The organism is Microcoleus sp. ARI1-B5 (assembly GCF_036705795.1).
In the GTDB taxonomy this organism is placed as follows: domain Bacteria; phylum Cyanobacteriota; class Cyanobacteriia; order Cyanobacteriales; family Microcoleaceae; genus Microcoleus.
The window spans coordinates 107,279-119,689 of record NZ_JAUBVK010000015.1 but is presented as its reverse complement, the minus strand read 5'-3'; the positions used below and the strand labels follow the sequence as shown (position 1 = coordinate 119,689).

Annotated in this window: 4 protein-coding genes; all 4 read right to left on the bottom strand. The window is 44.7% G+C overall.

Translation table 11 applies throughout. The features are described from left to right. The gene (locus QUB63_RS21180; protein ID WP_332947278.1) at positions 1–6,285 is read right to left on the bottom strand and encodes a hybrid sensor histidine kinase/response regulator; all 6,285 of its coding nucleotides are present in this window, start codon (positions 6,283–6,285) and stop codon (positions 1–3) included. Between the two features lie 548 nt (positions 6,286–6,833). Beyond that, positions 6,834–7,712, bottom strand: a complete 879-nt coding sequence (locus QUB63_RS21175) for a carbohydrate ABC transporter permease (RefSeq protein WP_332947277.1) — start codon at positions 7,710–7,712, stop codon at positions 6,834–6,836. 354 nt (positions 7,713–8,066) lie between these two features. Beyond that, positions 8,067–9,530 carry a CIA30 family protein gene (locus tag QUB63_RS21170; protein ID WP_332947276.1) on the bottom strand — a complete coding sequence of 488 codons (1,464 nt, stop codon included), beginning with the start codon at positions 9,528–9,530 and terminating at the stop codon, positions 8,067–8,069. Positions 9,531–9,751: 221 nt separating this feature from the next. Next, a complete protein-coding gene (locus QUB63_RS21165) occupies positions 9,752–12,298 on the bottom strand; it encodes an ATP-binding protein (RefSeq protein ID WP_332947275.1) in 2,547 nt (848 codons plus the stop codon). Positions 12,299–12,411 lie beyond the last annotated feature (113 nt).

Here is a 12,411-nt window from a genome sequence, read left to right as displayed (position 1 = left end):
TCATTGATTCCTGTATTGTTCTACGAATTCTAAAATCTTTGCTTCTTCAAAGTTTTTAGCTAATTGATTCAGGTGGGTGGCGAAAGAGAGATATTTAACATCGATTTTTGCCAAATTTTCTGCTTGTTTTTGAATTCCTCCTAAGTCACCCATCATCGCTAATTCAAAGAGTACAGCCATTTCCTCTGGCCCGGGAGCGATTATTTCTTGATGCTGAATTTGAGATTGGTTGTCGCCATCTTCAGATTCAGCATTTTCGTCCTGCAACTCGTCGTAAATCCATTCTAACTCCAAATGAACTTGCAAGCAATTTAAAAGTTCATCAGCCCGGATTGGCTTGGGGAGAAAAGCATTGCATCCTGCTGCTAAACTTTCCTGCTTTTCCGTTTCCATAATGCTAGCAGAAGTGCCAATTGCTACCACATTTTTAAATGTCGGCAACTTGCGAATTTGCCGCATTGCTTCAAATCCGTCCATCACTGGCATCACCAAATCCATCAAGATACAATCCGGTTGAAATTCGCGGGCTTTATTCAAACAATCTTGACCGTCAGCAGCCTCAATTATTTCAAAACCTAAGGGTTGGAGCTGGTGAATTAAAACAGAGCGATTTTCCCACTGATCGTCCACCACCAAAAGTTTTTTATTAGTACCCTTGAAACCCTTGATATTTTTTGGGGAATACTTTTTATTGGTCTTTGGGCTGTCAACTGCTAGCAGATCCAACTCAAAGCTGAAAATGCTACCTCTGCCTAAAGTGCTTTCTACTTTCAATTCGCCGCCCATAATCTCCACTAATTGATTGCTGATTGCTAATCCCAAGCCTGTTCCTTCAGTATGGCGGCGGGTATTGCCCACCTGTTCAAAAGGTGCAAATATCTTTGGCAATTCATCAGCAGCAATCCCAATTCCCGTATCTTCAACCTGAAACCGAATCCTCAGGTTCGTAGTAAGGACTTCAGTCCTCCCAAGGTTCGTAGTAAGGACTTCAGTCCGGGTTCCATCAAGGTTCGTAGTGAGGACTTCAGTCCGGGTTCCATCCCTTGCAAAATCCACTGCTGAAACCTTAAAAGTAACGCCTCCCCTTTCAGTAAACTTAACAGCATTGCCAATTAAATTAATCAAAATTTGCCGCAACTTCTTTTCATCCGCCGAGATTGCACTGGGGAGATCCGAAAGATATTCGCAATTAAAAGCTATGTTCTTTTGACTTGCCCGGATGCTACAAATGGCAGTTATGCCTTGAAGAAAATCGGGAAAATCAAACTCTGTCGGCACGAGTTCCATTCTCCTCGCCTCGATTTTAGAAAGGTCTAAAATATCCTCTATCAAAGCGAGCAAGTGTTCGCCGCAGCGGTGAATAACGCGAATCCCATCCTGTTGTTGCGAGGTCAAATGTTTGTCGCGATTGAAGATTTGAGTGTAACCTAAAATGCCGTTGAGGGGGGTTCGCAATTCGTGGCTCATGTTAGCTAAAAATTCGCTTTTGGCGCGGCTGGCATCTCGGGCGGCGGCTTCGGCTTTTTGGCGTTCTTGAATTTCTTCCGAAAGCAGCGCATTTTTTTCGTGTAATTCTTGGGTGCGTTCTTTAACTTTTGCTTCTAGGGTAAAGTTGTATTCTTCTAGTTGTTGGTTGGCAGTTTCTAGGTTAGCGTAAAGGCGGGCATTTTCCAGGGCGATCGCAGCTTGGGAAGAAAGCAGCTTCAATACTTCCAAGCGATCGGGAGTAAAAGCGCCCGTTATCAAATTGTTTTCTAAATAAAGGATAGCCGTTAATTTGCCTTGATAGACGATCGGCGCGCACAACACCGATTTGGGCTGGTGTTCGGCGATGTAGGGGTCGCTGTTGAAAATTGCCTCGCTGCGGGCATCGTGCAGGACAATATCTTCGAGAGTGCGATCGACAAAATTGATTACCGATCGCGGATACGCACAATCCAAGCCCGCGCCTGAGAGCACCCGCACATCGCCGCCAACTTCTCCCGCAGCTTCGATCGCAAATTCACCATTTTTTGGCGCAATCAGACACCCACTTTGGGCCCCCGCATTTTCCAGCAAAATCCGCATCATTTTTGCCAGCAAAGAATCGAGGACAATTTCGCCGGAGATAGCAAGAGATGCTTTCATCACAGTAGCGAAATCCAAAGCTTTGTGAGTACCAGTAACGGTTGCAGAAGTTACAGTCAGAGTCGGGCTGCTACTTGTTAAACTTTCACTTTCCGGCATCCGTACAATCAACTGCGGATACCGTTCCTCCAAATCAGCAACCTTAGCATTCGCACCCCAGCGGATATAACCGTAGTAAGCGTCAGTCATGTAAACCTTAGCAACTTTCTCCCTACCCGCCAACAGATAAAACTCAGCGGCTAATTCATTAGCCAAAGCTTCTTCCTGAATGTATCCCTGTTCGCGGGAATGTTGGATAGCGCGATCGTAATAATCAATCGCCCGGTCTTTTTCTCCCAACACCCGCGCTTTTTGGGCCTCAACTAACTCATATTTGTGCTGATAATTCATTGGTGCGTGGTGCGCCCATTTCTGCATTTTTTCCTGATTTGCTGCTACTTGCGTCAAGTGTTTTTCTTGTTCTTCACTGTCCGCAGTTGGATACACAGCAAGCAGGGCCAGGGAATAGTAAAAATTGTGCGTACCGATCATGATGAAGCCAATTGCTGCTTGTGCATATTCCGCAGCTAAAGATGCGTTTGCAACTGATGGTTTGTATTTTTTAAACAAGTAAAAAAGCAGCATTTTAGCCAAATAAATGTTAAAAAGTGACATATAATTATTAGCTCTTTGCAGCCGAGGTAACATTTCTTTTTCATTAAACTTATTACCTATTAATTGAGATTTATTCGCGGAGATATCTCGCAAATTTACAACAACTTGCCCCCAGATACCCAGCACTTCCATCGAAGTTTCTTGTTTGAGATTATGTTCTAAAGTGAAGTATTGCAGTTGTTTTTCTTCTAAACTTTCTAGCGGTTCTCCCATCCAAAACAGTGCCGCACAAATGTTTGAAGCAGAATAACTGGTAAATAATAAATCTCCCGTTTCTAAACCGCTTTGAACACTCTCTATTAAGGGTGCAATTGTCTCCCGGGCGTGTTCTTTCCAGTGCCGGAGAAAAGTGTTAAACATATTGTAAACTTTGCATTTAAGTTGTTTAGCATTGAATTGGTGTAATAGCTTCAAAGCTAGCTGTCCAGAATGATATCCAGCGTCAATCTCTCCTAATGCCCCAGTCAGCAGCAAGCCATACCAACTATAAGCGATCGCCCCAAGTGCTGAATTACCGCGTTCAATAGAAAAATTGACCATTGTGAATACGATCTGCGGCAAGAGTTCTGATTTTGCCATAAAAACAGGAGCAACAACAGCCGAGAGTATCCGCATTGCGGCCAACTGATAGCCATCAGTTATTATCGGAATGTTTTCTAGTTCATCAAGCTGAGGTAACTTAATTCCAGCCAAGCCCTCTGGGGGGATTTCCGACAGGGTAAATCCCAATATTTCCAAAGCTTTTAAACCAGTATCGATGGCTTCAATCATCTGGTTTTGAGACAAATAAGACTGGATTTGGAGTTCGTAAACCTTAACTTTGTCGAGCCTGGTAGTGGCTTGTTGCAACACGACATCAGCTAATTCTTGCGATCGCCCAAAGTTAGTATTGAGATATTCCGCCTCCGCTGCTTCTACGTAAATACTCAGCGTCAAGTCATAATCCGTCTGCCAACTTGACTTTGTTTCACTTACTACGCCAAGGGAGTTAATGAGTTCCAAACCGACCTTCAAATATCTGACAGCAGCTTCGTAAGCATTGGATGCTTTAGCCTTTTTTCCAGCGATGAGATTCAGTTTTGCTAGTTCATCTTTTTCTACTTTTTCTGCGAGTAATTCAACACCGAAATTCAGTTGGTTGACAATATCAAAGACATTTTCTTCAATCTCGGAGGCGGGAGTATTGTTGAGCAGCAATTGACCAATTTTTAGGTGCGTTGCTTGCTTTTCGGCATCGGGAATTAAAGAATAAGCTGCTTGCTGCACTCTGTCGTGCAAAAACTTGTAATCAACCCGCACATCTTGCAGCCCAGACAGCCCCGTTTCCGATCCCTCAAAAACCAGCGGAATTTTGTAATCGTTGCTCAGCGGCAAAATCAGACCCGCCTGAAGAGCATCCCAGAGATTTAATGCGGTTTCCTTCTGAGATTTTTCGCTGACAATTGCCAGCACTTCTAAATTAAACTGGTTGCCAATACAGGCAGCTAATTTTAAGGCTGACTGCGCCGCAGCGGGCAATTTCAGAATATTTCGAGCGATTAACTCTACGACATTGCAGTCAGTAATCCCGATTGCTTGGATGTGCCCGATATCCCACTGCCACGCACCGGATGGAAAATCGTAAACTAACAAATTTTCTTGATTAAGAGTTCTCAGTAACTGAGTTAGAAAGAATGGATTTCCTTGGGTTTTGTTGAAAAGTAGCTCTGCTAAAAGTTTGACATTTTTGGAAATACTGCTTTTTAAAGTTTCGGAGATTAATTGTTCGACATGACCCAAATCTAAGGGAGCGAGAACAATATTGTTGACTCTTTGGGGCATTCCTACCCCAGTTTTTTGAATATTTTCGATAGTTTGAATCAGCGGATGGGTGGCGCTGACTTCGTTATCTCGATAGGCTCCAATTAGCAGCAAATATTTGCTGTCTGAATCTGTCACCAGCAGTTCAATTAATTTTAGCGATGCGGAATCTGCCCACTGCAAATCGTCGAGAAAAACTACTAGCGGGTGTTCCTGGGCGGTAAACACGCTAATGAATTGTTTAAACACCAGATTAAATCGGTTTTGCGATTCTGTCGGCCCCAATTCTGGGACTTCCGGCTGTTTACCGATAATTAGTTCGACTTCGGGAATCACGTCTGTGACAACTTTCCCGCTGGTTCCCAAAGCGGCTAGCAATTTTTGTTTCCAAGTCTGGATAGATGCTGCGCTTTCTGTTAGCAACTGCCGAATTAATGACTGGAATGCTTGAATCAGGGAAGCATAGGGAATGTTGCGCTTGAATTGGTCAAATTTGCCGCTAATAAAGTAGCCGCGCTGCCGGACAATGGGTTTTTGAACTTCATTTACCAAGCAGGATTTGCCGATGCCGGAGTAACCGGAAACCAGGATCATTTCGACCCCCCCTGCCCCCCTTGCTAAGGGGGGTGAAGAAAGCTCCGAAAGCCCACCTTTAGCAAGGGGAATTCGCTCCGAAAGCCCCCCCTTAACAAGGGGAATTCCCTCCGAAAGCCCCCCCTTAACAAGGGGGGGTTGGGGGGGTTCTACACCGCTGACTCGGTTAAAGGCGGCAAGTAAAGCAGCGACTTCGGCTTCTCTGCCGTAGAGTTTTTGAGGGATGAGGAGTTGACCGGCTCGATCGGCATTTCCGGCAGTAAAATCAGATATATTGCCGCAAGAAAGCAGTTGAGCGAGACAAGTTTCGAGGTCAAACCTCAGCCCGTCAGCGCTTTGATACCTGTCTTCCGCCGTCTTCGCCAACAATTTCATCACGATGGCAGAGATTGCTTCGGGAATTTCGGGGTTCAAAGTGCGGGGCGCGGGGGGGATTTTAGCGATGTGACAGTGAACTAATTCTAAAGGGTCGATCGCGCTAAACGGCAATTCACCAGTCAGCATCTCGTAAAAAGTGACACCTAACGAATAGAAATCGCTGCGGTAGTCAATTGCGCGATTCATTCTACCAGTTTGTTCCGGCGAAATATAAGCTAACGTGCCTTCGAGCAAATTGGGATAGCTGGGAGTTGCGTTTTCTCGAACCAAGCGCGAGGAGATGCTGAAGTCGGTAATTTTGACCCGATAGGTTTCTGGATTGATGATGATATTGTGGGGTTTTATGTCTTTGTGAATTATGTGGTTTTGATGAATATTACCCAAACTTTGGGCTAGCTGCACGGCAATTTCGAGGAATTGTGTTAAGTTGATTTTGGTTGCAGTTAAAAAATTAGATAAAGCCAAGCCGCCAAAGTCTTCTAATGTCAGCGCCACACCATTCTGATGAGTTTCTATGCGGTAGCAATTGACAATATCTTCAAGATTTCTCAGATTTTTTCTGATTTTATATTCGTGTCTCAAGCGGGTAATCTCTTCCAGAGTTGGATACTCGCTTTTCAGGGTTTTGACGATGACTGGCAAATTGTGTTTTTGCCATGTTCCCCGATAAATCACAGTATTGACACCAGAGTAAATTTGTTCGGTGATTTGATAGCCTGTTAGCAAAATCATAGTTTAATCAATTTGAATTCACAGGGTTTGCAGCAAATTTGCAGGAGTTGTGCTGTTGACGGGAGTCGATCGCGTGTGTTAGAGGGGTGATGGGCGCGGGCGATCGGCAAAAATCCCGAGATCTACTCAACCTTAGTACAAAGCTCACAGCTTTGTCATTGGCTATTTAGCTTAATATTTAAGTCGATTTGTACTTGCATATTATTACCGACATATACTGTGCTTAATATCACATGAGCAACACCGGGCGGTTGTAACGCCTTCTTAATCTTCTTCCCTCTTTCTTCTGTCAAGTCAACTGTCAACTGCCAAACGATTTTAGATTTTGGATTTTGGATTTTCGATTGGGGATTGAAGATTTTTGATTGTCAACTATCCCCGGGTCAACTGTCAACTCTTCCGACTTCACGCTTGACGACTTCACGCTTGACGAATTCCTTCGTGACAACTGTCAAGTCAAGTGTCAACTGTCAACTGTCAACTGTCAACCCTTCGACTTCGCGAGCGCGCAAGCTGTCAACTGTCAACTGTCAACTGTCAACTGTCAACTAATCATTGCGGGCCAAACCCTGAAGGCTAACTTGCAAAACCGACAAACCCAAAATCATCAAAAACAACACCAGGGCGATCGTACAAGCATAACCAATTTCCAAATCCTTAAAAGCCCGTTCGTAAAGATAATAAACAACAGTCTTAGAACTATTGCGAGGCCCGCCCTGAGTCATAATATAAACTTCTTCAAAAACCTTAGTAGCAGAAATCGCCGAAATCACCGCCACCAAGACCAAATAAGGCTTCATCAGCGGCACAGTAATATCCCAGTGTTTCCGCAAACCTTCCGAACCGTCAATCGCAGCCGCCTCGTAAAGTTCTGCCGGGATTGATTGCAGCCCAGCCAAATAAATTACCATGTAATAACCTAACCCTTTCCAGACAGTAACTGCCATCACACTAAAGATTGCCACCTTCGGATTGGCCAGCCAAGAAACAGGAGGCAAACCCAACAATTCTCCGAACTGATTCAGCAATCCAGTCTCAGCAAACAGCCACTTCCAAGCAATCCCGGCGACAACCATCGAAATCACCGCCGGCGTGTAATATGCTGCCCGAAACCAGTTCATCCCCCGCAGCTTTTGATTGCACAAAATCGCCATTCCCAACGGCAGAACAACCAATACAGGCACAACACAGGCGAGATACAGCAGCGTATTGGTCAAAGTTTCCCAAAAAGTGCGATCGCCCCACAACCTGTAAAAATTCTTCAAACCCACCCACTGCGGCATTTGAGTTAGATCGTATTCGTAATTAGTAAAACTCAAATAAAAAGCTTGCACCGCCGGCCACAAAACAGTCAAACTCAAAATAAACAAAGCCGGAAACAAAAACAAATAAGGCGTCGAATAGCGACGGAAAAAATTCAAATACATAATAATTGGGAATTAGTAATTGGTAATCTTGCCCCAAGAGCGAACCCGAAGGGTGGTAATTGGTAAGTGGTTCTCCTGGTACTCTTAGGTGCATCAAACTAAACTCAGTAACTCGCATTTTTAGGGTACGCACTGCGCACCATTGGTGTCAAATTATGAAGAAAGCCATTGATAAATCTCGCTTTTATCCAAATCTTGATCCCCCTAAATCCCCCTACAACCAGGGGAGTAGGGGTTGACGCAAGAATACTTCCTGTCCCCCCCTTTCTTAAGGGGGGCTAGGGGGGATCTAGGGCTTAAGAAACGCGCACCAAATCCCATTGCACGCACCAAACCCAGCCCTACAAACAATACCTATTTCACCCCAGAGAACAAACCCTCCCAATCTCCCGGAGAACCAGGATTTTCCCCCTCTTTCACCTCAAAAGTAACATTGCAAGCCTGCGGTTGTTCCAAAGCCTGCACGCACAATTCCGCAATATCTTCCCGACTAACTTTGCCCCTAATATTATCTCCTTGCTCGAATATCAAAGCTTTGCCGCCCGGTTCTTCAGTCAAAGCACAAGGCCTGACAACAGTATAAGGTATGCCGCTCGATCGCACGCAATCCTCACCTTTCAACTTCCAAGTCAAAATTCCCCCCAACATATCATTCATCCTGACAGCCGGCGGTTCCTCCTCCAAGTTAATTCCCGGGCGGCCCGGGCGAGTAACTCCAGCCGAACTCACCATCACAAATCGCGGCAAAATCTGCCCGCCATCAGCCTTAATAGATTCTAATTCCAGTTGAAAAACACCCGGTGTAAATTTCGGATTCAGCGCGCCATCGTATTCAAACTTGCTCAGCATTAACTGAAAAGAATAAATACTGCTCGGATCGAATTTCGAGCCATCCTTCACAGTTTTGGCGCGGAATACTGGAATCAACTTATCAAAGGGAACCGTCACAGTAATCCAGGTATTGTAAACAGTATCGAACGAATAGCAATAGCCAATTCCATCCCATTTAGCCTCGCTGCGCACGATCAACTTGTACCGCTTACCGTCCCCCTTGACCCGCAGCAGGAGGCCGCTAAATCCTGCGAGATTGACCGGAGGATCGAAGTTGCGGGTGCGCACGGAAGCAAAGCCGCCGGAGTTGGCGGTGGAAACATTGCCCGTGAATATAGCTGTACTGTCTGTAAGTACGATCGCACTTTCGCTAGTCCCGCCCATCACAACATCATCGAGGGCGCCCCAAGTTTCTTTTAAATCTTGGCTGGGTTTTGTGAAGTCGAAAATAGTTTTTTCGCCGGCTTTAATTAGCTGGCTGCGAACAGCTTGCACTAAATTGTTGAGGCCTTTGTATTCGACTATTTCGGGAACATCCACAACTTCCGGCATATAAAACTTGATGCCTTGATAGTATTTTTCCCTAGTTGGGGTGTCTCCTTCTACTGGTTGAACTTTAGTGCCAGTGCAGCAGATAACTGCTTCTACTCCCTCGGTTACTCGCGGTGTTAGCGTCTCGGCGATAGTGATATCTCCCTCGACTAATTCGACATTTTTGCCGATAATTTCTGTTGCTCTTTTGGTATCTCTGACGAGACAGCGGACTTGATATCCCCGCTGTTGCAGCCGCTTGACAACTCGCTTCCCGACGCCGCCGGTGGCACCGGCTACCAGTATTAGTTTGGGTTGGTCTTTTTTACTGTTGCTGCTGCTTCCGAACATTTGTTGCAGCCAGCTAATGCTGCCAATGAAGGGAATGACGCCGAAATAAGCCAAGGTTTTGACAAATCTGCCGGCATCCCATTGGGCGGTATTTTTTTCAGTCACAGTCGCTTCCTCAGAGTTGGCTCAAATCTACTTAGCTGCTTTTGTATTTTAATCGAATTTTAGATTTGTGCCTTTGGGCGATGAGCGCACTTTTTGGGGGAGCATATCATTTTTGCAAAAAGCATTTTTTTTACAGTGCGAGCTTAAGAGCTCGCACTGTAAAAGACTCGCGAGCTTAAGAGCTCGCACTCTTAAAAGCAAAACTGAGATACTCCATTTTTTCACTTGACATTGGGTTTAGGATAAGTTTGGCTCAAGGGAATTTCAATAATCAACTCGGTTCCCTCTCCGGGGGCTGAAATGCAGCTCAATTGGCCGCCGTGTTGTTCCACCACAATTTCGCGGCCGATTGCCAAACCTATCCCCGCACCTTTGCCCACCGGTTTTGTGGTAAAAAACGGCTCAAATATTTTCTGGCGAACGGCTTCTGCCATGCCCCAAGCGTTGTCCTTTATCCGAACTGCTACGGCTTTTTCTCCAGGACAAACTTCAGTCACGATCCGAATTTGTCCGCTCTTGGCTGGCTCTTCTTCGTACCCGCAGTGCGGCGATAAATTTTTGTTGACAAAGGCATCTTCTAGAGCATCAATTGCATTTGTCAGTACATTCATAAATACTTGGTTGATCTGAACTGCGTAACACTCAACCAAAGGCAGAGAGCCATATTCTTTGATGAGATGAATTGCAGGGCGATTCCCTACGGGATAGCTTTGCTTCACGGGCTTCGGTTTGAGTCGGTTGCTCAAAATCAGCAAAGCGCTGTCCAATCCGTCGTGAATGTCAACTTCTTTAATCTCGGCTTCGTCAATTCTAGAGAAATTTCGCAGCGACTGAACAATCTCGCGGATGCGGTTAGCTCCTACTTTCATTGAACCCAGCAACTTCGGCAAGTCTTCGACTATAAACTCTACTTCGGCTGCTTCTATTTCAGCTTGAATTTCCGGCGAAGGCGATGGGTAATGTTCCTCGTAAAGCTGCAATAAATTGATGAGTTTTTGAGTATATTCGTCAGCATAGCTAAGATTTCCGTAGATGAAGTTAATCGGGTTAGTCACTTCATAAGCTACGGCCGCCACCAACTGTCCCAAACTTGACATTCTTTCGCTTTGTACCAATTGAGTTTGCGTCCGCTGAAGCTCGTACATCGCTGTTTTTAAATGAGCAGTTTTTTCGCGTTCTCTGGCGACTGATGCTTCTAGTGCTGTATTTAATTTTTCGAGTTTTTCGGCTTGGCGCAGCACTATATTAATCATTGCTTTTTTCAGTTCCAATGCAGCGTCTATTTCGCATTGTTTCCAAGGCAACGATTTGCACCTCACATTTTCTTTCCACAGCTCGAAGGATTTCCGAGGAGACAGTCGGTGGCTGCCATCTTCATCTATTTGAACTAATTTGTTGGGGTTTCCCGCCCAATTTACCGTCTTAATTACTTCCGGGCGAAACCACAAAACGTATATTTTCTGAGTCGGCGATATTGCTACGGCCAAACACCCGCTGGCCGTGTCTTTGAATTCCTCAGCTTCAGGATAGCATTTGGCCAGCGAGTCTGTATAAAATATTTCTTTTTTTAGGTTATTTTGCACCCACTTAGTTAAGTATTTGAGCGCTTCTCCTTGAGGTGTTTCCCCGACTGGATAGCAATTTTCTCCAAATACTATTGCTGCTCCCTGGGCGTTGACTGCTTCCAGCAAATTATGCTGACATTTAACCAACACTTCTGACAAGTTGTCCGAGGTAGATATGTCTTCAAAAATCTTGGTTTGAATAGATTTTAAGTGTAGTTTGTAATCGTAGTCTTCGTTTCCTTCTTTGGATTGCAGTTCTAAAGACATTACTTGCCCGATAAATTCGCAGGCGGCCCGCAATTCATAGTTGAGGTATTTTGGTGTATAGTTATGGCCAACAATCAATCCCCACAGTTTTTGATCTTTGATTAACGAGATTGACATCGAAGCTGTCACACCCATATTTTGCAGGTATTCGATGTGAATGGGAGAAACGCTTCTCAATACGCTGAAACTGAGGTCTACGGGCCCTTTGGTAACAGAATTGTTTCCTGAAACGAGGGGAACGGGTTGATAATTAATATCTGGTATCAACCTCAGCCAATTTAACGAATACAGTTGTCTGGCTTGTTTGGGAATATCTGAGCTGGGGTAGTTTAATCCTAAGAAAGGACTCAGGTTTTCTGCTTTGTCTTCAGCGATTATAGCGCCGTGACCTTCGGGATCAAATTGATAGATCATAACTCTATCAAATCCCGATATTTTCCTGACTTGTTCTACAGTCACTTGACATAATTCCTTGAGATTTTTGGCGCTTTGAATTTGGCTGACAGTGGCTCTCACTGAATGATAAAAGCTAAAGACGGAAATATTTTCTGTATTGGTTGCCAATTCTAACTCGACTATCAAAAATCCTTCTACTCGGTGGAGGATACAGTCAAATTCTAAAGATTTGCCTGCTCTTTGGACAGACAGTTTAATGGGATTGACGGTTTTTAAGTTTTCCTTCTGCAAACAGGCCTTGAGTTTTTCTAGCTGAGTTAGATCGAATAATAAGCTTAAATCTTGACCGATCGCACTTTTGGCATCGAAGCCTAACAAATCTTGCGTATTTTCACTGGCTTGCAGTATTTCTAGTTGAGGTTCTCGTACAACCAGGAGAACCCCGTGGGGCTGAATGTGCCCCGATATGTGAATGGGTTCTCTGTCGCAGTTTGTCAAGTCAACTTCTTCGAGTGCTGGGATTGTGATTTGTCCATCCATTGTCTGTATTTTCCGCTGTAAAATTTCTCTTTGGGTTCTATCGATTTTAGATTTTCGCTAAAAGTGGCTTTTCAATAATAATCTTATAGCAACCGGCACATGGCGTGAGGGCA

Coding starts and splice junctions, on each gene's coding strand:
- QUB63_RS21165 (WP_332947275.1), bottom strand. CDS start 12,298: ATGGATGGACAAATCACAATCCCAGCACTCGAAGAAGTTGACTTGACA.
- QUB63_RS21175 (WP_332947277.1), bottom strand. CDS start 7,712: ATGTATTTGAATTTTTTCCGTCGCTATTCGACGCCTTATTTGTTTTTG.
- QUB63_RS21180 (WP_332947278.1), bottom strand. CDS start 6,285: ATGATTTTGCTAACAGGCTATCAAATCACCGAACAAATTTACTCTGGT.